At 69.9% G+C, this 24,378-nt stretch carries 19 protein-coding genes; 10 read left to right on the forward strand and 9 right to left on the reverse strand.

Going from position 1 to position 24,378, the window contains the following annotated elements:
* Positions 1–119: 119 nt before the first annotated feature.
* From recG to JMO03_RS18900, 6 genes are all read right to left on the reverse strand, one after another.
* Positions 120–2,222, reverse strand: a complete 2,103-nt coding sequence (gene recG, locus JMO03_RS18875; RefSeq protein WP_202845316.1) for an ATP-dependent DNA helicase RecG — start codon at positions 2,220–2,222, stop codon at positions 120–122.
* Positions 2,223–2,234: 12 nt separating this feature from the next.
* Complete coding sequence (locus JMO03_RS18880) at positions 2,235–2,618, reverse strand: Rid family detoxifying hydrolase (protein ID WP_202845317.1); 384 nt, start codon at positions 2,616–2,618, stop codon at positions 2,235–2,237.
* A gap of 133 nt (positions 2,619–2,751) precedes the next feature.
* Complete coding sequence (locus JMO03_RS18885) at positions 2,752–4,923, reverse strand: RelA/SpoT family protein (RefSeq protein ID WP_202845318.1); 2,172 nt, start codon at positions 4,921–4,923, stop codon at positions 2,752–2,754.
* A 316-nt stretch (positions 4,924–5,239) separates the two neighbouring features.
* Complete coding sequence (rpoZ, locus tag JMO03_RS18890) at positions 5,240–5,542, reverse strand: DNA-directed RNA polymerase subunit omega (RefSeq protein WP_149102354.1); 303 nt, start codon at positions 5,540–5,542, stop codon at positions 5,240–5,242.
* 137 nt (positions 5,543–5,679) lie between these two features.
* Positions 5,680–6,297, reverse strand: coding sequence for a guanylate kinase (gene gmk / locus JMO03_RS18895; protein WP_202845319.1), 618 nt, complete (start codon positions 6,295–6,297; stop codon positions 5,680–5,682).
* Positions 6,298–6,429: 132 nt separating this feature from the next.
* Positions 6,430–7,278, reverse strand: coding sequence for a YicC/YloC family endoribonuclease (locus JMO03_RS18900; protein WP_202845517.1), 849 nt, complete (start codon positions 7,276–7,278; stop codon positions 6,430–6,432).
* Positions 7,279–7,374: 96 nt separating this feature from the next.
* On the opposite strand from JMO03_RS18900, the gene rph reads away from it, so the two are divergent.
* The 9 genes from rph (at position 7,375) to JMO03_RS18945 (ending at position 18,785) form a co-directional block, all read left to right on the forward strand.
* Positions 7,375–8,100, forward strand: coding sequence for a ribonuclease PH (gene rph / locus JMO03_RS18905; RefSeq protein WP_202845320.1), 726 nt, complete (start codon positions 7,375–7,377; stop codon positions 8,098–8,100).
* Positions 8,097–8,744, forward strand: a complete 648-nt coding sequence (gene rdgB / locus JMO03_RS18910) for an RdgB/HAM1 family non-canonical purine NTP pyrophosphatase (protein ID WP_202845321.1) — start codon at positions 8,097–8,099, stop codon at positions 8,742–8,744. The genes rph and rdgB overlap by 4 nt, the downstream gene beginning before the upstream one ends.
* The gene (hemW, locus tag JMO03_RS18915; RefSeq protein WP_202845322.1) at positions 8,722–9,963 is read left to right on the forward strand and encodes a radical SAM family heme chaperone HemW; all 1,242 of its coding nucleotides are present in this window, start codon (positions 8,722–8,724) and stop codon (positions 9,961–9,963) included. Before rdgB ends, hemW begins: the two co-directional genes overlap by 23 nt.
* A 76-nt stretch (positions 9,964–10,039) precedes the next feature.
* Complete coding sequence (locus JMO03_RS18920) at positions 10,040–12,394, forward strand: DUF1631 domain-containing protein (protein ID WP_202845323.1); 2,355 nt, start codon at positions 10,040–10,042, stop codon at positions 12,392–12,394.
* Positions 12,391–12,738 carry a PilZ domain-containing protein gene (locus JMO03_RS18925; RefSeq protein ID WP_202845324.1) on the forward strand — a complete coding sequence of 116 codons (348 nt, stop codon included), beginning with the start codon at positions 12,391–12,393 and terminating at the stop codon, positions 12,736–12,738. The genes JMO03_RS18920 and JMO03_RS18925 overlap by 4 nt, the downstream gene beginning before the upstream one ends.
* A gap of 150 nt (positions 12,739–12,888) precedes the next feature.
* Positions 12,889–14,220, forward strand: a complete 1,332-nt coding sequence (gene pepQ, locus JMO03_RS18930) for a Xaa-Pro dipeptidase (RefSeq protein ID WP_202845325.1) — start codon at positions 12,889–12,891, stop codon at positions 14,218–14,220.
* A gap of 325 nt (positions 14,221–14,545) precedes the next feature.
* On the forward strand, positions 14,546–16,576 hold the full coding sequence (locus JMO03_RS18935; RefSeq protein ID WP_202845326.1) for a sodium-translocating pyrophosphatase: 2,031 nt from the start codon (positions 14,546–14,548) through the stop codon (positions 16,574–16,576).
* Between the two features lie 376 nt (positions 16,577–16,952).
* The gene (locus tag JMO03_RS18940) at positions 16,953–18,011 is read left to right on the forward strand and encodes a L,D-transpeptidase (protein ID WP_202845327.1); all 1,059 of its coding nucleotides are present in this window, start codon (positions 16,953–16,955) and stop codon (positions 18,009–18,011) included.
* 48 nt (positions 18,012–18,059) lie between these two features.
* Positions 18,060–18,785, forward strand: a complete 726-nt coding sequence (locus tag JMO03_RS18945; RefSeq protein ID WP_202845328.1) for a murein L,D-transpeptidase catalytic domain family protein — start codon at positions 18,060–18,062, stop codon at positions 18,783–18,785.
* 34 nt (positions 18,786–18,819) lie between these two features.
* On the opposite strand, the gene JMO03_RS18950 is transcribed toward JMO03_RS18945, so the two are convergent.
* Both JMO03_RS18950 and JMO03_RS18955 read right to left on the reverse strand, forming a co-directional pair.
* Entirely contained in the window at positions 18,820–19,371 is a 552-nt protein-coding gene (locus JMO03_RS18950; RefSeq protein ID WP_202845329.1) for a hypothetical protein, read from the reverse strand.
* 243 nt (positions 19,372–19,614) lie between these two features.
* Positions 19,615–21,198, reverse strand: coding sequence for a M91 family zinc metallopeptidase (locus JMO03_RS18955; RefSeq protein WP_202845330.1), 1,584 nt, complete (start codon positions 21,196–21,198; stop codon positions 19,615–19,617).
* Between the two features lie 205 nt (positions 21,199–21,403).
* On the opposite strand from JMO03_RS18955, the gene ppa reads away from it, so the two are divergent.
* Positions 21,404–21,952, forward strand: a complete 549-nt coding sequence (gene ppa / locus JMO03_RS18960; RefSeq protein ID WP_202845331.1) for an inorganic diphosphatase — start codon at positions 21,404–21,406, stop codon at positions 21,950–21,952.
* Between the two features lie 110 nt (positions 21,953–22,062).
* Here ppa and JMO03_RS18965 read toward each other — a convergent pair whose 3' ends face one another.
* Positions 22,063–24,252, reverse strand: coding sequence for a carboxy terminal-processing peptidase (locus JMO03_RS18965; protein WP_202845332.1), 2,190 nt, complete (start codon positions 24,250–24,252; stop codon positions 22,063–22,065).
* Positions 24,253–24,378 lie beyond the last annotated feature (126 nt).

A 24,378-nucleotide genomic window follows, 5' to 3' on the forward strand; every position in this document is an offset into this window, starting at 1 on the left:
GGCAGCCTAAACTGTCATCCCGAGCGTAGCGAGGGATCCGGCATCCGATCGCCGCAACCAAGATCCCTCGCTGCGCTCGGGATGACAGCTGCAGGCTCTGGACGACCCGGCGACATCCCTCAGGCGGCGGCATAGCGTGCGGCGCCGCCGATCCAGCGATCGACCAGCCGGTCGGCGACGTCAGGCGCGTCGCGCATCAGCGCCTCGCCGATACGGTGGATCTCGGGCAGCAGGTCCGCGTCCCTGGCGAGGTCGGCGATGCGGAAATCCGCCAGCCCGGTCTGGCGCGTCCCGAGCAGTTCGCCCGGGCCGCGCAGTTCCAGGTCCTTCTCGGCGATGACGAAGCCGTCGCTGGTCGAGCGCATGGTCTCCAGACGCTGCTTCGCCATCGCCGACAGCGGCGGCTGGTACAGCAGCACGCAGCTCGATGCCGCACTGCCCCGCCCCACCCGCCCGCGCAGCTGGTGCAGTTGCGACAGGCCGAGGCGCTCGGCGTTCTCGACGATCATCAGCGAGGCGTTGGGCACGTCGACGCCGACCTCGATGACCGTGGTCGCCACCAGCAGGTCGATCTCGCCGCGCTTGAACGCCAGCATCGTCGCCTGCTTGTCCGCGGCCTTCATGCGCCCGTGCACGAAGCCGATGCGCAGCTCCGGCAGCGATGCGGTCAGCTGTTCCCAGGTGGTCTGCGCCGCCTGCGCGACGACCTCGTCGCTCTCGTCGATCAGGGTGCACACCCAGTACGCCTGGCGGCCCTCGGCGCAGGCCGTGCGGATGCGCTCGACCAGTTCCGGGCGCCGCGCCGCGCCGAGCACCACGGTCTGCACCGGCGTGCGTCCCGGCGGCAACTCGTCGATGGCGGAGACGTCGAGGTCGGCGTAGGCCGCCATCGCCAGCGTGCGCGGGATCGGCGTGGCGGTCATCACCAGCTGGTGCGGGACGATGCCGTCGGCCGCCCCCTTGTCGCGCAGCGCAAGGCGCTGGTGCACGCCGAAGCGGTGCTGCTCGTCGACGACCGCGAGCGCGAGGTCGCGGAACAGCACGCCCTCCTGCATCAGCGCATGGGTACCCACGACCAGCTGCGCCGCCCCGCTGGCGGCGTCGGCCAGTACCGCGCTGCGTGCCCGCCCGGACACCTTGCCGGCGAGCCAGGCCACGCGCACGCCCAATGGTTCCAGCCAGCCGCGCAGGTTGACCAGGTGCTGCTCGGCCAGCAGCTCCGTCGGCGCCATCAGCGCCGCCTGCCGGCCGCTGCCGATCGCGAGCAACGCGGCCAGCGCCGCGACCACGGTCTTGCCGCTGCCGACGTCGCCTTGTACCAGCCGGAGCATCGGCCGGGGCCTGGCCAGGTCGGTGCGGATCTCGTCGAACACCCGTTGCTGCGCGGCCGTGAGCGCGAACGGCAGCGCATCGAGCAGCGCGCGCACGCGGCCGCCGTCGTCTTCCAGTGCCGGCGCGGCGTGCGCCTGCAACGCGATCCGCTGTCGGCGCAGGCTGAGATGGTGCGCGAGCAGTTCCTCCATCGCCAGCCGACGCTGCGCCGGATGGGTGCCGGCCAGCAGCGCACCGACGTCGGCGTCGCGCGGTGGCCGGTGCAGGGTCAGCAGCGCATCGCGCAACGAAGGCAGGCCGCTCTGCTCCAGATACCGCGCCGGCAGCAGTTCCAGGAGCCCCTCGTCAGGCAACCGTTCGAGCGCCTGCGCGACCAGCCGGCGCAGGGTCGCGGGGCCGATGCCGTCCACCACCGGATACACCGGGTCCAGCGCCTCGCCAAGCCCGTCCGTGTCGGCCTCGTCGAGCACGCGGTAGCTCGGATGCACGATCTCCAGCCCGAGCTGGCCCGGCCTGGGCGTACCGTACGCGCGTACGCGCGCGCCGACCCGGAACTGGTTCACCTGCTGCGAACGGAAGTGGAAGAAGCGCAGCACGACCGTGGCGCGGGACTCGTCGCCGAGCGCCACCCGCAGCATAGGCCGGTAGCGGAAGCCGCGTTCGACCGCCTCCACCCGCCCTTCCACCTGCGCCGCGACGCCAGGCTGCAGATGCCGGACCGGCGTGATCCGGGTGCGGTCCTCGTACTGGCGGGGCAGGTGCAGCCAGAGGTCCTGCAGGGTGTGCAGGCCGCGCGCCGCGAATTTCTCCGCCACCGCCTTGCCGACCCCCGGCAGCGCGGTCAGGCCGATGTCGCCGGAGGCCGCGAGCGCGGGCGCAGGTTTCGCCATGCGGCCGGAAGGTCAGTCCAGCACCATCACCGCGTCGACCTCGAACAGCACGCCCTTGGGCAATGCGGACACTTCGATGGTCGAGCGCGCGGGATAGGGCGATTGGAAATATTCGGCCATCACCGCGTTGACCGCCGCGAACTGCGACAGGTCGGTGAGGTACAGGCCCACGCGCGCGATGTCGGCCATCGAGCCGCCCGCGGCCGCGGCCACCGCGGCGAGATTGTCGAACGCGCGCCGCGCCTGCGCCTCGATGCCGCCTTCGACGACTTCGCCGGTGGCCGGATCGAGCGGGATCTGGCCGGAAAAGAACACCGTGTTGCCGGCGCGCGTCGCCTGGGAATAGGGGCCGATCGCGGAGGGCGCAGCATCGGTCTGGATCGGGATACGCGGCATGGGGCGGCTCCGGAAGGATGTGGGGTGATTGTAGCGATGGGACGCGGCGGCCGCGGCGACGCGTGCGGCGCCATGGTTTGCACGGGGCGCCCCGGATGCGGCCTTTGGCCTTATCCGGGCGACGGAGCTGCGGTTACAGGCGCTGCACGCCGTGCACCACGCCGAGCCGGCGGGTACGGCGGATGACCTCGGCCAGGTGCTCGCGGTCGCGGACCTCGATCGAGAAACGGATCACGGCGATGTTGGCGTCGCGCTCGAGGTACTCGACGCCCTCGATGTTGGATTCGGCCTTGGCGATCGCCGCGGCCACCTCCGCCAGCGAGCCAGGCTTGTTCTCGGTCTCGATCACCAGCGCGACCGGATAGTCGCCGATCACCTCGCGGTCCCAGCCGATCGCCACCCAGCGGTCCGGCGACTTGCGGTACTCCACCACGTTCGGACAGTCCAGCCGGTGCACCACGATGCCCTTGCCCGCGGTGTGGTAGCCCATGATCTCGTCGCCGGGGATCGGCATGCAGCAGTTGGCGAAGCTGATCACCCCGCGTTCGTGCCCCGTGATCAGGATCCGTTCGCCGCGACGCCGCGTCGGCTCGGCGCCGGACCCGTCGCCGCCAGGATCCTTCTGCGCCAGCGCCAGCGCCACCTGCGAGGGCATGCGGTTGCCCAGCGCGATGTCGGCCAGCAGTTCCTCCAGCCGCGGGTAGCGCAGCTCGCCCAGGTAGGCGTCGAGCCACGCCTGCGGCAGGCGGTCGAGCGAGGTCCCCAGGTCCTCCAGCGCGCGGTCGATCATGCGGTGCCCCAGTTGCACCGCGTCCTCGTGTTCGAGCTGCTTGAGCTGGGCGCGGATCGCGGTGCGCGCCTTGCCGGTGACCACGAACTCCAGCCATTGCGGCTTGGGCAGCGAGGACTTCGCGGTCACCACCTCCACCGACTGCCCGCTGACGAGCTTGGTGCGCAGCGGCACCAGCTTCTTGTCCACGCGCGCGGCGACCGCGGTGTTGCCGACGTCGGTGTGCACCGCGTAGGCGAAATCGAGCGCGGTGGAGTTGCGCGGCAGCGAGAGGATGTCGCCCTTGGGCGTGAACAGGTAGACCTCGTCCGGGAACAGGTCGACCTTGACGTTCTCCAGGAACTCCAGCGACGAACCGGTGGCGCGCTGCGACTCGAGCAGGTTGGCGATCCACGAGTGCGCGCGCGCCTGCGCGCCGCTCGGCGCCATGCCGTGCTTGTAGGCCCAGTGCGCGGCGATGCCGCGCTCGGCGATCAGGTCCATCTCCTCGGTCCGGATCTGCACCTCGATCGGCGAGCCGTAGGGACCGAACAGCACGGTGTGCAGCGACTGGTAGCCGTTGGCCTTGGGGATCGCGATGAAGTCGCGGAAGCGCCCGTCCAGCGGCTTGAACACCGAATGCGCCACGCCGAGCGCGTGGTAGCAGTCGGCCACCGAATGCACCACGATGCGGAAGCCGAACACGTCCATCACCTGGGCGAAGGTCTTTCCCTCCGCGCGCATCTTGTTGTAGATGCTCCAGGGCGACTTGACCCGGCTCACCAGCCGGTACTTCAACCCCTCGTTGGTCAGGCGCTGCGCGAGTTGCGCCTCGATCTTGGCCATCGCCTCGCGCCGCAGCATCGGCTGGCCGCGGATGTGCTTTTCCAGGATCAGGTGTCGCAGCGGATGCAGGGCGTGGAAGCCGCGGTCCTGCAGCTCGGCCTTGATCAGGTTCATGCCCAGGCGCTGCGCGATCGGCGCGTAGATCTCCAGCGTCTCGTGGGCGATGCGCTCGCGCGCCGGTCCCGGCTGCGCGCCGAGCGTGCGCATGTTGTGCAGGCGGTCGCCGAGCTTGATCAGGATCACGCGCAGGTCGCGCGCCATCGCCAGCATCATCTTGCGGAAGCTCTCGGCCGCGGCCTCCTGGTGGCTGCTGAAGTGCAGCTTGTCCAGTTTGGTCACCCCGTCCACGAGCTCGGCGACGGTCTCGCCGAACTCCTCGGCGATCTGCGCGCGGGTGAGCGGCGTGTCCTCGATCGTGTCGTGCAGGATCGCCGCGACCAGGGTTTCCACGTCGACCTTCTGCTCGGCCAGCACCCGCGCCACCGCCACCGGGTGGGTGATGTAGGGCTCGCCGGACTTGCGCGTCTGTCCCGCGTGCGCGGCCGCCCCCATGGCCCAGGCCCGGCGCAACTGCACCCGCTGCTCCGACGGCAGGTACCCGGCCGCGCGCTCGAGGTCGCGCACGTAGTCGGGCACGTCCTCTTCGGACGAGGGCACGGGCTGGATCAGGACGGGGGCGCCTAGGGTCATGACCTGAGCCTACGGCGAAAGGCCGGGAATGGGGAATAGGGAATGGGACTCGGAAAGCCATCCCGCGATCGTTCAGAATCCCGGCGATGGTGCTGCGAACGCGCATGCGGAGCACGGACGGCGATGGCGCTCGAGGGCCGAAGACGCCGGGTCCCGGCTTCGCAGGGTGGGCCGCACCCGGACTGCGCCACCCGCGACCGCCCCCAGAATGCCGAAGGCCCCGCCAAGGCGGGGCCTTCAAAACCAGCGTGAGGGCGGATTGGAACCGGAGCTCCGGCTTTCAGACTGCCGATTCCCCATTCCCTATTCCCCGCCTTCAGAGATCGTCGCCCTTCATGTCGTCGTCGCCGGCGACCACTTCGGCGGCGGCCCATTCCAGCGCCTCGCGCTCCTTGCGCTCGCGCTCGGCCTTGTCGACGGCGTCGATATAGGGCTGGTCGATGCGGCGGGCGGCGATCTCGCGCAGCGCCAGGACGGTCGGCTTGTCCTGGGCGTCGGCGTTGTCGATCTGCGGCTCCACGCCGTTGGCGAGCTGGCGCGCGCGCTTGGCGGCCATCATGACGAGCTCGAAGCGGTTGTCGACCACTTCCAGGCAATCTTCCACGGTGATGCGGGCCATAGGTCTCCCGGCGGCCGGCAGGCCGTCGATCAAAAGCGGTGAGGGTCGGCGATTCTAGGCAAACACACGCCGAGACGCAAGCTGCGACGTTGGAAATCAGTAACTTAGGGGTCGAAACCCGCCCCGGCCATCGCGGATCAGGGGTCGGCCAGCAGCCCCTCGATCAGCCGGGCATGGCGAAGCACCTGCTGCTCGCGGCGCAGGCGGCTGGCGACGAACACCGCGCACATCTCGTCGACAGCGGTGTCGAACACCTCGTTGACGATGACGTAGTCGAACTCGCCGTGGTGCGACATCTCCTCACGGGCATTGGCGAGGCGGCGCGCGATCACCTCCTCGCTGTCCTGGCCTCGCTTGCGCATGCGCTGCTCCAGCGCCTCGCGCGAGGGCGGCAGGATGAACACGCTGACCGCGTCGGGCACCTGCCGCTTGACCTGCTGCGCGCCCTGCCAGTCGATCTCCAGCAGCACGTCGCGTCCGGTGTCGAGCTGCGGCTCGACCGACTGCCGCGCCGTGCCCTTCCAGTCGCCGTGGACCTGCGCGTACTCGAAGAAGTCGCCGGCGCGGATCATCGCCTTGAATTCCTCAGCGGCGATGAAGTGGTAATGCTCGGCATGGCGCTCGCCCGGTCGCGGCGCGCGCGAGGTGAACGAGATCGACAGGCAGATGTTGGGGTCGCGCGCCAGGCAGGCGTTGACGATGCTCGACTTGCCGGCGCCCGAGGGCGCCGCGACGATGAACAGGGTGCCGCGCATCAGAAGGCCGGGAATGGGGAATCGGGAATCGGGAGTGGAGACAGCAGCGACTCGATGGTCACCGGGCCGCATCGCAGGTCGGGGAGTCTACCGCTTCCGCGATTCCCCATTCCCGATTCCCCATTCCCGGCCCTACTCAATGTTCTGCACCTGCTCGCGGATCTGGTCGATCAGCACCTTCAGCTCGACCGCCGCGCGGGTCGTGCGCGCGTCGACGGACTTGCTGCCCAGGGTATTGGCCTCGCGGTTGAATTCCTGCAGCAGGAAATCCAGCCGGCGACCCACCGGCTCCGGCTGTCGGAACACGCGCCGGATCTCGTCGACGTGGCTGGACAGGCGGTCGAGCTCTTCGTCCACGTCGAGCTTCTGCAGCGACAGCACCAACTCCTGTTCCACGCGCCCGGGATCGGCGGCCTGGGCGAGGTCGGCCAGGCGCGCTTCGAGCTTCGTGCGCTGTCCTTCGCGGATCGCCGGCACCAGGGTGCGCACCTCGCCGGCGATGCGTTCGATGCCGTCGACGCGCTCGAGGATCGCCGCGACCAGCTTGCCACCCTCGCGTTCGCGCGAGGCAAGGAACTCGTCGAGCACCTCGTCGAGCAGGGCCAGCGCCTCGCCTTGCAGCTCGGCCGGATCGGCCGCCTGCGACTGCAGCACGCCGGGAAACTGCAGCAGCTCGACCAGTCCGGTGCGCAGGTCGGGGAAGTGCCCGCGCAGCGACCCGGCGAGTTCGCCCAGGCGTGCGACCAGCGCCTCGTCGACCTGCAGCGAGAGTGCGCCCTCGGCCTGGCGCAGCCGCAGCGCCAGGTCGACCTTGCCGCGTGCGACACGCCCGGACACCCGTTCGCGCAGCGCCGGTTCCAGCACGCGCAATTCCTCGGGCAGCCGCGTGCCGAGCTCGAGGAACCGGTGGTTGACCGCGCGCAGCTCGCAGCCGAGCGTGCCCCAGGGCGTGCTGCGTTCGCCCGAGGCGTAGGCGGTCATGCTGCGGATCGACATCGTGCGTCCCATGATCGCCGAGGCGGAGGCGAGGATCGCCAATGGTAATCTGGCGCACCCCACTTTGCCGGAAGTTCCCGCATGAGCATCGCCCGCCCCAGCGGCCGCGCGCCCGACCAGCTGCGCGAGGTCCGCATCGTGCGCGGCTTCACCCACCATGCGGAGGGCTCGGTGCTGGTCTCGTTCGGGGAAACCCGGGTGTTGTGCACCGCCAGCATCGACAACAAGGTGCCGGCGTTCATGCGCGGCAAGGGCGAAGGCTGGGTGACGGCGGAGTACGGGATGCTGCCGCGCGCGACCCACACCCGCTCCGACCGCGAGGCCGCGCGTGGCAAGCAGGGCGGGCGGACGCTGGAGATCCAGCGCCTGATCGGCCGTGCCCTGCGCGCCTGCGTCGACCGTAGCGCGCTGGGCGAGCGCACCATCACCCTCGACTGCGACGTGCTGCAGGCCGATGGCGGCACCCGTACCGCGGCGATCACCGGCGCCTACGTCGCGCTGGTGGACGCGGTGCGCTGGCTGCGGGCCAGGCGCGAAATCGCGCGCGACCCGGTGTTCGGCGCGGTGGCCGCGGTGTCGGTCGGCGTCTATCGCGGTGTGCCGGTGCTCGACCTCGACTACGCCGAGGACAGCGACTGCGACACCGACATGAACGTGGTGATGAACGACGGCGGCGGCTTCATCGAACTGCAGGGCACGGCCGAGGGCCATGCCTTCCGCCGCGACGAACTCGATGCGCTGCTGGGGCTGGCCGAAACCGGCATCAGGGACCTGCTCGACAAGCAGCGCGAAGCCCTGGCGCGATGAGTAAGGCGAAACCGCTGGTGCTGGCGTCGAACAACGCCGGCAAGCTCGAGGAATTCCGCGCGCTGCTGGCGCACGACGGTTACGAGGTCCGCGCCCAGGCCGAGTTCGGCGTGGAAGACGCCGAGGAAACCGGCCTGAGCTTCGTCGAGAACGCGATCCTCAAGGCGCGTCACGCCTGCCGGGCCACCGGCCTGCCGGCGCTGGCGGACGATTCGGGACTCTGCGTCGACGCCCTCGACGGCGCCCCCGGGCTCTATTCGGCGCGCTATGCGGGCGGACACGGCGATGCCGCGCGCAACATCGACAAGCTGTTGCGTGCACTGTCCGAAGTCGCAGACGCCGATCGCGGCGCGCAGTTCGTCTGCGCGCTGGCGATGCTGCGGCACGCGGAGGATCCGCGTCCGGTCATCGTCGAGGGCAGCTGGCGCGGTGCGATCCTGCGCGCGCGCCTCGGCAGCGGCGGCCACGGCTACGACCCGGTGTTCCTCGATCCCGTGCACGGCCAGACCGCGGCGGAGATGCCGTTGTCGCTCAAGAACCGGCTGAGCCATCGCGGTCAGGCGCTGGCGCTGCTGCGGCAAAGGCTTTCCGCGGTTTCACCGAGTGCTGGCGATGCCATCCATGGCGCAACACGATCGCCCTGACGATCACCTGCCCGGCCATCCGTGGCCGGGCGTTCAGCAGCACGCGGGCCAATGGCCCGCCAACGCGCTGCTTCACCCACCGCTCTCGCTGTACGTGCACCTGCCCTGGTGCGTGCGCAAGTGTCCGTACTGCGACTTCAATTCGCACGAGGCGCGCGGCGTGCTGCCGTTCGAAGCCTACGTCGACGCGCTGCTGGCCGATCTCGACCACGACCTGCCGCTGGCCTGGGGTCGCACGGTGCACAGCGTGTTCTTCGGCGGCGGCACACCGAGCCTGTTCCCGCCCGACGCGATCGACCGCTTCCTGCAGGGCGCCAGCGCGCGCCTGCGGTTCGCGCCCGGGGCCGAGATCACCCTGGAAACCAATCCCGGAACCGCCGAACACGGCCGTTTCGGAGATTACCGCGCGGCCGGCGTGAACCGGATCAGCTTCGGCGTCCAGAGTTTCGACGACGACTGCCTGCAACGCCTGGGCCGGATCCACGACAGTGCGCAGGCCGAAGCCGCGGTGAAGCTGGCGCAGGACGCCGGCCTGGACAACCTCAACCTCGACCTGATGTACGCCCTGCCCGGGCAGGCGCTGGCGGGCGCCGAGCACGACATCGAGCGCGCGCTCGCGCTGCAGCCGGCGCACGTCTCGCACTACCAGCTGACCCTGGAACCCAACACCGTGTTCGCGGCGCGCCCGCCGCAGGGCATTCCCGACGACGACCTCGCCTGGGACATGCAGGAGCGCTGCCAGGCGCTGCTGGCCGACGCGGGCTATGCCCAGTACGAGGTCTCCGCTTACGCCAAGCCGGGCCGGCGCTGCGCGCACAACCTGAACTACTGGCGCTTCGGCGACTACCTCGGGATCGGCGCGGGGGCGCACGGCAAGCTCACCCTCGGCGCAGAACAGGCGATCCTGCGCCGCTGGAAGCTCAGGCACCCGACGGCGTGGCTTGCCGCGGCTGGTAGCCCGGCCGCCATCGGCGGCGACGAGCGCATCACGCCGGAACAGCGTCCGTTCGAATTCATGCTCAACGCGCTGCGCCTGGTGGAAGGCTTCGCGCTGGCCGATTTCGAGGCGCGATGCGGATTGCCGCAAACCGCGATCGAGGCACCGCTGGCGACCGCCGAGGCACGCGGATGGCTGCGCCGGGAAAGCGGTTACATCGTGCCGACCCCGCTCGGTCGCCGCTTCGGCAACGACGTGATCGGCCTGTTCCTGGCCGGCTGAGACCGCTGGCCGCGACATTGGCCGATCCGCGTCTGTCATGTAAGTATTGCCCCGACCTCTCGTCGCAGCACGCTTGATGCCCGCATCGTCCCCGCCCGTCGAACCCGCGGTCCCGAGGTCGCTCGCCGTTGCCGGGCTGCCGCAACGCGTGCGCAAGGCGCTGGAGGCGGCCCTGACCCTGGTGACCGACGAGATCGAGCCGCACCTGGGATCGATGCTCAACGAGTTCGAGGAGGAGTTGTTCCGGCTCGCCGACCAAGCCCGCAACCCGGGCACCGAGTCGGGCTACATGCAGACGCTGCGGACCTTCCGCCTCAACCGCTCCGACCTGATCCCGCGCTTCATCCTCGAGCTCGAGGCGGCGGTCGCCGCGATCCGGTCGCCGCCGCCGGCGACCGCCCACGCCGGCGGCACGACGCGCAACCTGCCCGCGCAGTCCGGCTTCGGCAAGCTCAGCCTCGTCGACGAGTCGGTGATGGACGAAGGCATGGTGATGCGCGAGATCGCCGGCCGCCAGGAAGCCCGCGCCAACCTCGCCCTGCACCTGCTCGGTCAGCGCTTCGGCGTGCTGGCGGCGTCCCCCGCTTTCGACACCGAGCGCCTGCCGCTGGGCCCGCAGTCGTTGTGCCGGGCCATGCGCGGCGCCGCGCAGGCCCTGGACATCGAGCACGATTCGCGCCTGCTGCTCTACCGCATCTTCGACCGCCATGTGATGACGCATTACTGGCGCGTGCTCGACCGGCTCGACGAACTGCTCGACCGCGAAGGCGTCCTGGCCGGCCTGACCTACGTCCCGGTGCGCATCCGTCCGTCGCCGCAAAGGCAGGAGGCCGCCACGTCGACCGCGCCGACGGACGCGACGCGCGGCCCCGGCGCGGCGACCATGCGGACCTCGCGCAGCGGTGGCGCGTCCAGCGGACGCGCGGTGTACCACGTTTCCGATCCGCAGCGGCCGCATACCGGCTGGATGGGCGAGCCGATCGAGGAGCTCGACGACGACGAGAAGGTCGCCTCCGAGCAGTTGCAGCAGTTGCTCACCAGCCGTCGCGAGCTGCTCGGCAAGCTGCGCCCGGGGAAGCAGCCCAGGCCCAGTGCGGTCATCGGCAGCGAGGACGTGTTCGCCGCGCTCGCGCACCTGCAGGCGCAGCCTCTGTCCGTGGCCGGCGCGCCGCAGACGCTGGCGGACGTGAAGCAGACGCTGCTGGCGCAGGCACGCCAGCGCCGCGGTACGCATGCCGAGCTGTCGCCACGCGACAACGACACCTTCGAGCTGCTGGGCATGCTGTTCGGCAACCTCGACGAGGAGATCCGCGCCGACGCCCCGGCGGCGGCCCTGGTCAAGCGCCTGCAGGTGCCGCTGCTGCGGGTGGCGCTGAGCGACAGCGGCTTTTTCGTGCGCAGCCGCCACCCCGCGCGCCAGTTGCTGAACACGGTCGCCGAGAGCGCGGCGAAATGGCTCGACGACGCCGACTTCGACCCGCAGTTCCTGGCGCCGCTGCAGAAGGCGGTCAACCACGTCGTCGAGAAGTACGACGGCGACGTCGAGGTGTTCTCGACCTCGAACGAGCAGTTGCAGACCCACCTGCAGGCCCAGGTGCGCAAGGCCGAACTGCTGGAGAAGCGGCACACCGAGGCCGCGCGCGGCAAGGAGAAGCTGGAGGTCGCGAAGCTGCGGGCGGCCGAGGTCATGTCCGGGGTGATCGGCGACCAGCGGCTGCCGCGTTTCAGCCGCGCCCTGCTCAACCAGGCCTGGGCCGACGTGCTGACCCTGACCCTGCTGCGCCAGGGCGAGGACTCCGAGGGCTGGAACAAGCAGCTGGACCTCACCCGGCGCATCGTCGAGGCCTGCAGCCGCGACGACGCGCTGCGCGACCCGGAGCTGGTCGCGCACATCGAAGCCTCGCTGGCCCAGGTCGGCTACCACGGCGAGGAAGCCAGCGTCATCGCCCAGCGCCTGACCAGCAGCCGTTCGGACGAGGAGGAAGGCGACACCGCCTCGCGCACCGAACTGGCGATGAAGCTCAAGGCACGCACCCGCCTGGGCGAGGATTCCGACAGGAAGAAGAAGCCGCTGCCACCCCGTACGCCCGAGGAGCAGGCGCGCTACGAGCAGCTCAAGGTGCTGCCGTTCGGGACCTGGATCGAGTTCGTCACCAACCAGCAGGGCGACGTGGTGCGCCGGCGCCTGTCGTGGTTCAGCCCGCTCACCGACAACGCGCTGTTCGTCAACCAGCGCGGCCAGCGCGTCGGCGAACAGTCGCTCGACAGCGTGGCGCGCATGCTCGCGTCGGGGCAGGCGCGGATCGTCATCGCCGGCCATGCCCGCCTGGTTGATCGCGCCTGGCAGGCGGCGATGCACGCGCTGCGCAGTTTCGCCGGTCTCGGCGACAAGGACCCCGAGGGCGCCGAAGGCGCGGGGGCACCGGCATGATGCACGAGTTCAGGCGCGCCAAGCGGCGCAAGGCCTCCGACACCATCCTGGTGACCGATGCGATGACCGAACGGGTCATCGGCCGCATCGGCAACGTGTCCGAAACCGGCATGCTGCTGATGGCGAGCGAACCGCTGGTCGACGACGCGCTCTACCAGCTCCGCTTCACCCTGCACGATGGCGGCAGCGGACAGGTGGTCGACGTCGGCGCGCACCTGCTGTGGATGGACCGCGCCAGCGCGCCAGCGCTGGTCTGGGCGGGGTTCCGCTTCATCGCCGTGTCCGAGGCGCAGTCGCGGCGCCTGCGGGCGTGGATCGAGGCGCCCGGCAGCCACTACGAGTAGGCGATTTCCCGCGCTTCCGGGCGGGATTCCCCGATGCCGGGGCCTGGCCTCCAGGGTGCCGATGGAACCGCATGGGTTCATCTGCGCTCGACTGCACCCGCAGCGGCGATGCGGCAGAATGCGACTTCGCTTTCCGCCGAACTGCGCAACATGGCCCTCGCCGCAACGCCCCTCTACGCCGATCACCTCGCCACCCTGCAGTCGCGCACCGCGACGGCGCTGGAGCGCGGCGGCTTCGACCACCTGGTGATTCCCAGCGGTACCCTGCACTACCAGGTGTTCGACGACCGCGACTATCCGTATGCGGTCAACCCCCAGTTCAAGCACTGGCTGCCGCTCGACCGCAATCCCGGCAGCTGGCTGGTGGCCACGCCGGGGGCGAGACCGCGACTCATCTACCTGCAGCCGCGCGACTACTGGCACGTGGTGCCGCAGGCGCCGGAGGGCTACTGGGTCGAGCACTTCGACATCGTGGTGATCGGCAAGCCCGAGGAGGCGATGGCGCACCTGCCGAAGAACGCGCAACGCTGCGCGATCCTCGGCGAAGCGCAGAGTGCGCTGGGCAAGTACGCGGCGTTCCGGCCGAACAACCCGCAGCCGGTGCTCGATTACCTGGAATACCACCGCGCCTTCAAGACGCCCTACGAGATCGAGATGCTGCGCGAGGCCACGCGCCGGGGCGTCCGTGCGCACAGGGCGGCCGAGCGTGCGTTCCGCGCCGGGGCCGGCGAGTTCGGCATCCACCTGGCCTACTGCCAGGCCGCGGGCCAGGATGCGAACGAACTGCCCTACAGCAACATCGTCGCGCTCAACGAGCACGGTGCCGTGTTGCACTACACCCAGCTCGACCGCCTGCCCCCGAAGCCCGTGCGCAGCTTCCTGCTCGATGCCGGCGCCAGCCACGGCGGCTACGCCTGCGACATCACCCGTACCCACGCCCGGGACACGGGCGGCGAGTTCCAGGCGCTGGTCGACGCGGTGGATGCCGCGCAGCAACGGATGTGCGCGCAGGTACGCGCCGGGGTCGACTACCGTCGACTGCACCTCGATGCCCACCTCGCGCTGGCCGGCATCCTGGACGAATCCGGGATCATCACCGTGTCGCCCGAGGAAGCGGTGGCAACGGGCGTCAGCAGTGCCTTCTTCCCCCACGGCATCGGCCACGGCCTGGGCCTGCAGGTGCACGAGGTCGCCGGTTTCGCCGCGAGCGACCACGGCGGCACGATCCCGAAGCCCGAAGGCCATCCCTACCTGCGCCTGACCCGCGTGCTGGAGCCCGGGTTCGTGGTGACGATCGAACCGGGCCTGTACTTCATCGACATGCTGCTCGAAGACCTGAAGACGGCAGGCCGCAGCGGCAGCGTCGACTGGGACCGCGTCGACGCCCTGCGCCCGTACGGCGGGATCCGCATCGAGGACAACGTGGTCTGCACCACCGGCGAACCGGCCAACCTGACGCGCGAGGGCTTCGCCGCCGCGTGAGCGCCCCCGGCCGGCGCAGCGCGCCGGTTCGCCGCGTCCTGCCGGGCAGGTCGCCATCCGGCCGCTGCCGTGCCGGACCCCGCCCGGCATTTCACAGGGCTTCCCGGCGGCGGCCCGGGGCACGCGCGGGCGTTCGCATCTTCCGGTGCTGGCGCTCGCCCCACACGCGGGCGGCGGGAGCCCGTGGCGCCGCTTTATCGCACTGCACAACGACCCTGTCGCCGGGGATCGGCAGAATCGGGTGTGCCCGGATTGGTCGGTCCATGCTCTTGTGCCATAGTCCGGGGGCTTTTTTCATCTGGTTCCATTTTCCGGGGAGGGGTTCATGCTCGAGCAGCACGGTTTGACGCTGGCACTGGTGTGCGCGGCGGTGGCGATCGTCTACGGCATCGTCTCGGCGCGATGGATCAACCGGCAACCCGCCGGCAACGCGCGCATGCAGGAGATCGCGGGTGCGATCCAGGAAGGCGCGCGCGCCTACCTCAACCGGCAATACCTGACGATCTCGGTCGCGGGCGCGGTGCTGTTCGTGCTGCTCGGCGTGTTCCTGGACTGGTACACGGCGGTCGGCTTCCTGCTCGGCGCGGTGCTCTCGGGCGCGGCCGGCTACATCGGCATGAACGTCTCGGTCCGCGCCAACGTGCGCACCGCCGAGGCCGCGCGCCGCGGCATCGGCCCGGCGATGGACGTCGCCTTCCGTGGTGGCGCGATCACCGGGATGCTGGTGGTGGGCCTGGGCCTGCTCGGCGTCGCCGGCTACTGGGCGGTGTTGAACCTGTACTTCCAGCTGCCGACAGCCGAGGTGCTGCACGCATTGGTCGGGGTGGCGTTCGGCTCGTCGCTGATCTCGATCTTCGCCCGCCTGGGCGGCGGCATCTTCACCAAGGGCGCCGACGTCGGCGCCGACCTCGTCGGCAAGGTGGAAGCCGGCATCCCCGAGGACGACCCGCGCAACCCGGCGGTGATCGCCGACAACGTCGGCGACAACGTCGGCGACTGCGCCGGCATGGCCGCGGACCTGTTCGAAACCTACGCGGTCACCGTGATCGCGACGATGCTGCTCGGCTACCTGATGGTCACCGAAGTCGGCAGCAACGGCGTGCTCTACCCGCTGGTGCTGGGCGGCGCCTCGATCATCGCCTCGATCATCGGCGCGTTCTTCGTCAAGGTGAAGACCGGCGGCTCGATCATGGGCGCGCTGTACAAGGGCGTGATCGTCTCGGGCGTGCTCGCGGCCATCGCCTACTACCCCATCACCACGCAGCTGATGGGCGACAACGCGCACGGCGCGATGAACATCTACTGGTGCGCGCTGATCGGCCTGGTACTGACCGGTGCGATCGTCTGGATCACCGAGTACTACACCGGCACCCAGTACGGACCGGTCAGGCACATCGCGCAGGCCAGCACCACCGGCCATGGCACCAACATCATCGCCGGCCTCGGCGTGTCGATGAAGTCGACTGCTCTGCCGGTGGTGGCGGTGTGCATCGCGATCTGGGCGTGCTTCGCGCTGGGCGGCCTGTACGGCATCGCCATCGCCGCGACCGCGATGCTGTCGATGGCGGGCATGATCGTCGCGCTCGACGCCTACGGCCCGATCACCGACAACGCCGGCGGCATCGCCGAGATGGCGGAGCTCCCGCCCGAAGTGCGCGACATCACCGACCCGCTCGATGCGGTCGGCAACACCACCAAGGCGGTGACCAAGGGCTATGCGATCGGTTCGGCCGCGCTGGCCGCGCTCGTGCTGTTCGCCGACTACACCCACAACCTGCAGGCCAGCAACCCGGGCGAGGTGTTCACCTTCGACCTGTCGAACCACTACGTGATCATCGGCCTGCTGATCGGCGGCCTGATCCCTTACCTGTTCGGCGCGATGGCGATGGAGGCGGTGGGCCGTGCGGCCGGCAGCGTGGTCGAGGAGGTGCGTCGCCAGTTCCGCGAGATCCCCGGGATCATGGAAGGCACCGGCAAGCCCGATTACAGCCGCGCGGTGGACATGCTGACCAAGTCGGCGATCAAGGAGATGGTCCTGCCGTCGCTGCTGCCGGTCGCGGTGCCGGTCGTGGTCGGCCTGCTGCTGGGGCCGCAGGCGCTGGGCGGGCTGCTGATCGGCACCATCGTCACCGGCCTGTTCGTCGCGATCTCGATGACCACCGGCGGCGGAGCCTGGGACAACGCCAAGAAGTACATCGAGGACGGCAACTTCGGCGGCAAGGGCTCGGAGGCGCACAAGGCCTCGGTCACCGGCGACACCGTGGGCGATCCCTACAAGGACACCGCGGGCCCGGCGATCAACCCGCTGATCAAGATCATCAACATCGTCGCGCTGCTGCTGGTGCCGCTGCTGTAGGCGGAATCACTCCGCATGTCACCGAAAGGGCGACCATTGGCCGCCCTTTTCTTTGGTTCTCTGCCGAGGCGAGGCGGCCGGTGCGACGTTGGAGAGGAGCTTTGCCGGAACGCTTCTCGTGATCACATCTCGTTGCGACCTGACGAGCCCCGTCCTGGCCGGGAGACATTCGCACCCGAGGCCGTCCGCACCCGGCGCCGCGATCGACGGGCAGACGCAGGGCTTTCCCGCAATGGCAGGCCACTTCCTCCGGATCCGGGCCAAGGCTTGCGGACGCGCAGTTGCGGCGGATCCGTGTCGGGCACCGCCCTGCACCCGTCTTTGCTTGCCGCGCCGCGCGTGCCCACAATCCGTCGTCGATCGCCGTGGATCCACCATGCGCCGCACCTCGCCATGCATCCTGTTCCTGTCCGCCCTGTTCGCGCTGCTGCCCGGGCCGGCGTGCGCCGCCGAACCCGAAGCCCGCGTGCCGGGATCGCTCGCTCCCGGCGAATACCTCTGGCACCCGGAGATCGCGCCGCACGGGCCGATCGTGCTGGTGGTCAGCCTCGACGAACAACGCGCCTACGTGTACCGCAACGGCTTGGCGATCGGGGTGTCGACGATCAGCTCCGGCAAGCCGGGCAAGGAGACGCCGACCGGGGTGTTCACCATCCTGCAGAAGAACCGCGACCACCGCTCCAACCTCTACAACGACGCACCGATGCCCTACATGCAGCGGCTGACCTGGGACGGCATCGCCCTGCACGGCGGCGCGCTGCCCGGCTACCCGGCCTCGCACGGCTGCGTGCGCCTGCCGCTGGAGTTCGCCAAGCGGCTATTCGCCGAGACCCGCAACGGCGACACGGTGGTGGTCGCCAACGCCAAGTCGGGCGCCGCCAGCCTGGCGCACCCGGCCCTGCTGGCACCGGTCGATGAGCGCGGCGCGCACGCGCTGCCGGCACGGGCCACGGCTGGCGACACTTGGAGCGAGGACGCCAGTCCGACCGGTCCGGTCAGCGTGCTGGTGAGCCTGGCCGACCGCCGCGTCTTCGTCCTTCGCAACGGCATCGCCATCGGCGAGGCGGCGCTGCAGGTCGAGGACGGCTTCTCGATCGGCGGCACGGTGCTGATGGTGGCAGGCAGGGAAACGGCGGACGAGGAGGTCCCGGCCCCGCAGGACCGGCCGCGGCGCCCTTGGTCGGCGCATCCGATCCTCGGGCTCGATGCCGACGCGATGGCGATGCTGCAACTGCGGCTGCAGGACCGGCCACTGCGCGTGGACGAGACCTTCTCGCGCCGCCTGCGCGAACTGCTTGTGCCGGGCACCACGGTACTGCTGACCGACCTGCCCGCAGTGCGGCCGGATCCGTCCGCGCCGGTGCTGCAGCCGCTGCTGGATGCGGAAGGGCCGGCCCCGCCGGGGCCCGGGCCTGAGCCGCTGCCTGCGGATTAGCCCGCCCCGTTCATCGGTCCGGGCCGGAGCCGCTGCTATCCTGCGACAATGAAGCTGCCCTTCGTCTGCACCCTGTTCGCGGCCGCCCTCGCCTTCGCGGCACCGGCCGTGGCCGCGCCTTCGAATGCCGAACCGCTGCTGGACCGGCTTGCGCAGGCGGCGCCGGGCATCGACCGCGAGGTCCTCTCGCTCGCCACCCGCGCCGTGTCCTGCGCGATGCGCCAGCCGGGCGGCGACCCGCGCCCGTCGACCCTGAGCGTCATCGACTTTTCCAGACCGTCCACCGAACCGCGCCTGTGGGTGTTCGACCTCGCCAGCCAGCGGTTGCTGTTCGAGGAACTGGTGGCGCACGGCCGCAACACCGGCCACAACATGGCCACGAAGTTCTCCAACCGCTCCGGCAGCCACATGTCCAGCCTCGGGGTGTTCCGGACCGCGGAATCGTACGTCGGCGCCAACGGCTACTCGCTGCGCCTGGACGGGCTGGAACCGGGCTTCAACGACCTGGCGCGCGAGCGCGCCATCGTCATCCATGGCGCCCCCTACGTCGCGCCCGACATCGCCCGCACCCAGGGACGGCTGGGGCGCAGCCTGGGCTGCCCCGCGGTGCGTCCGGCGGTCGCACGCGAACTGATCGACCGAATCCGCGGCGGCTCGATGGTGTTCGCCTACTATCCCGACAGCGACTGGTTGCAGCGCTCGCGACTGCTCGACGGCGACTGCGGTGGCTCGCGTCAGGCCGGCGTGGGCGATCCACCGGTCGGCGGCGGCTGACGGAAGCGACGCGGCCTCCGTCGCAAGCGACGCGCTACCCTGCCGCGAACGTCCCCGTGGCGATATCGAACCACGGGGTGCACAGCGTCCGCTGCGCCTGGACCGCCGCTTCCCCGGCCTGCCAGGTTTCGCCCGCGTCGACCTGCTCGGGCGAGAAGAAGTGCCCGGGGTCGAACGTCGCGACACCCAGGCACCAGCGCACGCGCCTGGGCGGCGTCGCGGTCGGGATCGCGAAGCTGAATTCCCCCTCGAGGGTCGCACCGGGATCGAGCTTCAGCGCCAGCGGCGTCAGCGGCACCGTCGGCCCGGTCGGATGGCCCTGGGCCGCCGGCAACGCCACGTGGCGCAATACCACGTCGCCGCCGCCGACCTCCTCGAACGTCGGCGCGCCGACCGCGCCAGAGGTCTGTCGTTTGCTCAGCACCGCGTGCCGGTTGCCGCGGTCGAACACCGCCAGGGGTGCATCGCCACCGTTGAGCATGCGGTAGCGGACCCGCAGCGTGTCGGCGGAAAGCGGCGAGAACGTCGCATCGAGGCGGGCGGTACCGTCCTCGACGCGGGCGGAAGCGGCGGATGATTCAGCCATGGATTCGACCTGCTGGGCGGGAGGTGCGGCAGCGGACGGTTGATCGTAGGCGCAGGCCTGGGCAGTGGCCAGCGCCAGGCCCAGGATCGCGATCGCCCGGGTTCGACGGCGAGTCGGCGTCATCGTAGGCATGAGTGCGCCAGTTCGCGTCCGGGAGATGAAAAAAGACGGGCAGCCTGCGTCAGACGCCGGCTGCCCGCCCCTCCATCCCTGGAGCAGAGTGACCGCGGCTCCCTGCCCCGGTCACAACCTGTAGCTGGGACGGTCCGGCAGGCCCAGTTCCTCGCGCAGCCCGTTCTCGGTCAGGTGGTCCGGATTGGCGGTGGTGGGGGGCGTGGCGGGATCGCCGTCGAAATCGAAGGGCGCGGCCGTGGTCTCCAGTCCGACCGCCTGGCGTTCGGAATTGGAGATGCCGCGATCGGCCAGGTCGGGGCCGTTGTAGTTGCCCGGCTGCAGGGTGCCGTTGGCGAAGTTGTAGGCATGCGACATCTCGTGGTACAGCACCACGACCGGCGCCGGGAATGCATCCATGTGGAACGACGGGTTGTAGCGGATGTCGGTGTCCACGCCGCGGCCCGCGCGGCCGTTGGTGATCTGCACGTCAGCCCAGGTGACGCCGTCCTCGGCCGGCATGGCGAAGCCGTTGTGTTCGTTCGACAGCTCCTTGATCGTGACGCTGTTGCCCCGGGTCGCGGCGGTATCGTCGAACTCGGCCAGCATGCGCTGTCCGTTCGGCGAGCCGCGCAGGAACTCGATGTCGGCCTGCACGCGCTGCACGAACGCGTCGGACCCCTCGACCGTCACGGTGCTGCCGACCTGCGGGTCGATCTCGACATTGACCACGGTGGGACGTGCGCCGGTGGCGGCGTTGATCAGGTCGGTGGCTTCGGCATACACGGTGGTCCGGTTGCCGGCGCCCTCGATGGTGTCGCGGCCCGCGCCGGCGTAGATGCTGCTGGCGCCGCTGGCGGCATGGATGGTGTCGTCGCCCAGGCCGCCGGAGACCATGTCGCCGGTACCGCGGCTGCGGATGGTGTCGTTGCCGGCGCCACCCTCCAGATAGTTGCGCCCGGCACCGCCGTCGATGGCGTCGTTGCCGTCGCCGCCGTAGATCACGTCGACGCCGCTGCCGCCCTGGATGACGTCGTCGCCGGCGCCGCCGAACACGTCGTTGCGGCCATTGCCCGTGAGGGTGATGGTGTCGTTGCCGTCGCCGGAGTCGATGCGGTTGTCGCCGCTGCCGGCGATGTCGATCTTGTCGTCGCCGTCCCCGGTCTCGGCGACGATGTTCACCGTCACGTTCGCGGCCACCTCGATCACGTCGTCGCCGCCACCGCTGCGGATGGTCAGCTCCTGGCCATCGGCGACGCGCACCGCGTAGGACTCGCCGTTGACGGTCACGTCGAGGGTGCCGTCGTCGCGCTGGCTGACGCCGACCTGGTCGTTTCCGCCGCCGGTGGTGAACACGAGCTGGTCGGAGCTGACGTAGGTCTGGCCGATCCCGGCCTCGGCCAGGGTGCGCTCGCGCGCGATCGAGACCGTCGCATCCTCGTGCAACGGGTCGATCTGGATGTCCTTGCCGTCCGGCGTCTGCCCGAGGCTGCGCCCGGCGGGATTGCTCTGGCTGCCGTCGACGGTGGTGACACCCATGCGCGGCAGAAGCGACAGCAGCGGCGAATCCTCGACGGTCGCCGGATCGACCGGGTTCCGGTCCAGGTCCGCCGGCGAGGACAGCAGGCTGTTGTCGATGGACGGATCGTCCCAGTAGCCGTCGGTGCGCGGCGGGGTGGAGTCGGCAATCCGGCTGGAATCGGTCTGGATCGACATCGGTGGCGTCCCGGTGGTGAGAAGTCGGGGACATGTATACGTTGGCGTATGGAAACGCGAAAAGCTGGGGCGTACCCTGCCCTGGGGAAAACCCTGGGTGCCGCGTGGGCGGGCTGCCGGAATTCTGCATTGCAGCATACGGTCGCGTAGAATGCCGCTCCCTGATCTAGCGGGCCCCGGCCCGCGCTGCCGGAGCTGCCGTCCCATGGGTCTCGACCACGTCTCCACCGGGAAGAATCCGCCCGACGAAATCAACGTGATCATCGAGATCCCGAAGGACGCCGAGCCGGTCAAGTACGAGGTGGACAAGGAAAGCGGCGCGATCTTCGTCGACCGGGTGCTGTCGACGCCGATGCGCTATCCGTGCAACTACGGCTACGTGCCGCACACGCTCTGCGGCGACGGCGACCCGGCCGACGTGCTGGTGGTGCTTCCCCTGCCGCTGGTGCCCGGCTCGGTGATCCGCTGCCGCCCGGTCGGCGTGCTGAAGATGACCGACGAGGCCGGCAGCGACGAGAAACTGCTCGCGGTGCCGGTGACCAAGGTGTTCCAGGGCTACGCCCATGTCGAGAACATCGACCAGGTGAGCACCCATTGGCTCGAGCGCATCGGCCACTTCTTCGAGCACTACAAGGATCTCGAGAAGGGCAAGTGGGTGAAGCTCGAGGGCTGGGGTGGCGCGGAGGAAGCGAAGAAGATCCTGGTCTACGCGATCGAGCGCCACAACGCACAGAAGGGCACGGCGAAGGCCTGACCCAGCTCGTGTCGGAGCGCTTTCAGGCGCGATGCATTTCTTCGGGAATCGATCGAGAGAAAAGCATCGCGCCCGAAGGCGCTCCTACGGATATGACGGCGCGCGGGGGATTACTGCGCCCAGCGGCCCGGTGCGGTCGATTCGGGCAGCACCTGCGCCGACAACTGGCGGTCGTTGTTGAGCAGTCGCACCGCGTCGGCGAGGATCGCCGCCGACTCGCGCAGCAGCGGATCCGGACGCTTTTCCGCCGCCTTCTCGCGCGCCGCGTCCTCGGCGACGTTGCGCTCGCCGGCATGGAGGCCGTCGTCGGTACTGCTTTCGGCCAGCGGGTCGAGCGCCAGACCCAGCGTCTTGCGCTCTTCCTGACGCTGCTTGCGCTTGGCCTCGTCGCGGTCGCGCTCGGCGCGGCGCTCGGCCTCGTTGAGCGATACGTACTTCTTCGCGCGCTCGGCACGGAACTCGGCCACGTCCGCCGACCACCACTGGAACTCCTTGTCCGCGGCCACGCGCGCGCCATGCAGCGCCTCGAGCTTGGGCAGCAGAGGTCCGAAATCGCCGTAGCGCTGGTGCGGCACCGCGGCGATCTGGCGCCATTCCAGCGCATTGTCGTAGGTGCTCTCGCCGAACTCGCTGGCGTCCACGGTCACCGGGAACGCGACGTCCGGCACCACGCCCTTGTTCTGTGTGCTGCTGCCGCCGGGCAGGAAGAACTGCGCGATGGTCAGCTTCACGTGGCCGTACTTGTCGCCCTCGTTCGCGGGCCAGCGGTCCAGCGGCACGATGTTCTGCACCGTACCCTTGCCGAACGAGGTCTCGCCGATGACCAGGCCGCGGCCGTAGTCCTGGATCGCGCCGGCGAAGATCTCGGAGGCGGAGGCCGAGCTGCGGTTGATCAGGACCGCCAGCGGACCGTCCCAGCTCACCCCGGGGGTGCGGTCGCCTTCCACGCTCACCCTTCCGCCCGACTCGCGCACCTGCACCACCGGGCCCTTGTCGATGAACAGCCCGGTCAGCTCGATCGCCTCGTTGAGCGAACCGCCTCCATTGTTGCGCAGGTCCAGCACGACGCCGTCGACGCCGTCGGTGCGGAACTGCTGCAGCAGCCGCGCAACGTCGCGCGTGGCCGAGGTGTACTCGCCGTTGCGGGTGCGCCGGCCCTCGAAGTCCTGGTAGAAGGCCGGCAGCTTGATCACGCCGATGCGCTTGTCCGCACCGCCGGTGGCCGGCGCGGGCAGGGTGATGATCTCCGACTTCGCCGCCTGCTCCTCGAGCTTGATGCGGGCGCGGGTCAGCACGATCCGGACCGGCGTGCTGTCGAGCGTCGCCTCGCCGGGGATCACGTCCAGGCGCACCTGCGTGTCCTTCGGCCCCTTGATCTTCTCCACCACGTCGTCCAGGCGCCAGCCGACCACGTCCTCCATCGCCCCGCTCGCGCCCTGGCCCACGCCGACGATGCGGTCGCCGGCCTTGAACTTGCCGCTCATCGCGGCCGGGCCGCCGGCGATGACCTCGCGGATCACCACCACGTCGTCCTGCTTCTGCAACTGCGCGCCGATGCCCTCCAGCGACAGCGACATGCTCTGGGTGAACAGTTTCGCGGTACGCGGGTTCATGTAGTCGGTGTGCGGATCGACCGTCGAGGTGTACGCGTTGAGGAAGGACTGGAACGCGTCCTCCTGGTTGAGCGCGGCCACGTTGTTGCCCATGTTGAGATAGCGCCGGTCCAGGGTCTTGCGGATCTCGTCCGGCTTCTTGCCGGCGAGCTTGAGCCGCAGCCAGTCGTTGCGCACCGACTGCTTCCACAGCGCATCCAGTGCCGCGGCGTCGGCGGCCCACGGCGCGTCCTCGCGGTCGTATTCCCAGCGGTCGTTGCCGGTGAAGTCGAAGATGTCCTGCTTGAGCAGGCCCCGCGCATAGGCGACCCGGTCGGCCACGCGCCGCTTGTACAGCGCGAAGATCGTGTAGGCCGGCTCGAGGTTGCCGCTGCGCACCGAATCGCCCATGCCCGACTCGTGGGCACGGAAGCGCGCGATATCCTGGGCGGTGAAGAACAGCTTGGCGCCGTCGAGCGCCTCCAGGTAGTGGTCGAAGATCTCCGAGGACATGGTCGCGTCCAGCGGCCGGGGCCGGTACGCGTAGCGGCTGTCCGACAACAGGCCGTAGACCAGCCGCGAGGTCGTGGTCTGTTCGGCGGTCGGAGCACCCGGGATCGCGTCGCCGTCCGCATGCGCCATGAACCCCAGCGGGAGGGCCAGGGCCAGGGCGACCAGTGTCACGGGCACGATGCGATTCAATTTCATCTGGGACGATCCTGGAAACGACCATGGGGAGGCGGCGCGTCCACTATGCCGCCAGGCTGTGACCGCGCAACAGTGCGACAAGTTGCACCATCGCGGTGATTCACTCTAGCCATCCGGGCTGGAGGC

The sequence above is a fragment of the Luteimonas saliphila genome (assembly GCF_016774335.1).
GTDB lineage: Bacteria > Pseudomonadota > Gammaproteobacteria > Xanthomonadales > Xanthomonadaceae > Luteimonas > Luteimonas saliphila.

What these genes read in the sequence shown, in the direction of transcription:
- recG (WP_202845316.1), bottom strand. Translation starts at nt 2,222, where the DNA reads ATGGCGAAACCTGCGCCCGCGCTCGCGGCCTCCGGCGACATCGGCCTG.
- JMO03_RS18880 (WP_202845317.1), bottom strand. Translation starts at nt 2,618, where the DNA reads ATGCCGCGTATCCCGATCCAGACCGATGCTGCGCCCTCCGCGATCGGC.
- JMO03_RS18885 (WP_202845318.1), bottom strand. Translation starts at nt 4,923, where the DNA reads ATGACCCTAGGCGCCCCCGTCCTGATCCAGCCCGTGCCCTCGTCCGAA.
- rpoZ (WP_149102354.1), bottom strand. Translation starts at nt 5,542, where the DNA reads ATGGCCCGCATCACCGTGGAAGATTGCCTGGAAGTGGTCGACAACCGC.
- gmk (WP_202845319.1), bottom strand. Translation starts at nt 6,297, where the DNA reads ATGCGCGGCACCCTGTTCATCGTCGCGGCGCCCTCGGGCGCCGGCAAG.
- JMO03_RS18900 (WP_202845517.1), bottom strand. Translation starts at nt 7,278, where the DNA reads ATGACCGCCTACGCCTCGGGCGAACGCAGCACGCCCTGGGGCACGCTC.
- rph (WP_202845320.1), top strand. Translation starts at nt 7,375, where the DNA reads ATGAGCATCGCCCGCCCCAGCGGCCGCGCGCCCGACCAGCTGCGCGAG.
- rdgB (WP_202845321.1), top strand. Translation starts at nt 8,097, where the DNA reads ATGAGTAAGGCGAAACCGCTGGTGCTGGCGTCGAACAACGCCGGCAAG.
- hemW (WP_202845322.1), top strand. Translation starts at nt 8,722, where the DNA reads ATGGCGCAACACGATCGCCCTGACGATCACCTGCCCGGCCATCCGTGG.
- JMO03_RS18920 (WP_202845323.1), top strand. Translation starts at nt 10,040, where the DNA reads ATGCCCGCATCGTCCCCGCCCGTCGAACCCGCGGTCCCGAGGTCGCTC.
- JMO03_RS18925 (WP_202845324.1), top strand. Translation starts at nt 12,391, where the DNA reads ATGATGCACGAGTTCAGGCGCGCCAAGCGGCGCAAGGCCTCCGACACC.
- pepQ (WP_202845325.1), top strand. Translation starts at nt 12,889, where the DNA reads ATGGCCCTCGCCGCAACGCCCCTCTACGCCGATCACCTCGCCACCCTG.
- JMO03_RS18935 (WP_202845326.1), top strand. Translation starts at nt 14,546, where the DNA reads ATGCTCGAGCAGCACGGTTTGACGCTGGCACTGGTGTGCGCGGCGGTG.
- JMO03_RS18940 (WP_202845327.1), top strand. Translation starts at nt 16,953, where the DNA reads ATGCGCCGCACCTCGCCATGCATCCTGTTCCTGTCCGCCCTGTTCGCG.
- JMO03_RS18945 (WP_202845328.1), top strand. Translation starts at nt 18,060, where the DNA reads ATGAAGCTGCCCTTCGTCTGCACCCTGTTCGCGGCCGCCCTCGCCTTC.
- JMO03_RS18950 (WP_202845329.1), bottom strand. Translation starts at nt 19,371, where the DNA reads ATGGCTGAATCATCCGCCGCTTCCGCCCGCGTCGAGGACGGTACCGCC.
- JMO03_RS18955 (WP_202845330.1), bottom strand. Translation starts at nt 21,198, where the DNA reads ATGTCGATCCAGACCGATTCCAGCCGGATTGCCGACTCCACCCCGCCG.
- ppa (WP_202845331.1), top strand. Translation starts at nt 21,404, where the DNA reads ATGGGTCTCGACCACGTCTCCACCGGGAAGAATCCGCCCGACGAAATC.
- JMO03_RS18965 (WP_202845332.1), bottom strand. Translation starts at nt 24,252, where the DNA reads ATGAAATTGAATCGCATCGTGCCCGTGACACTGGTCGCCCTGGCCCTG.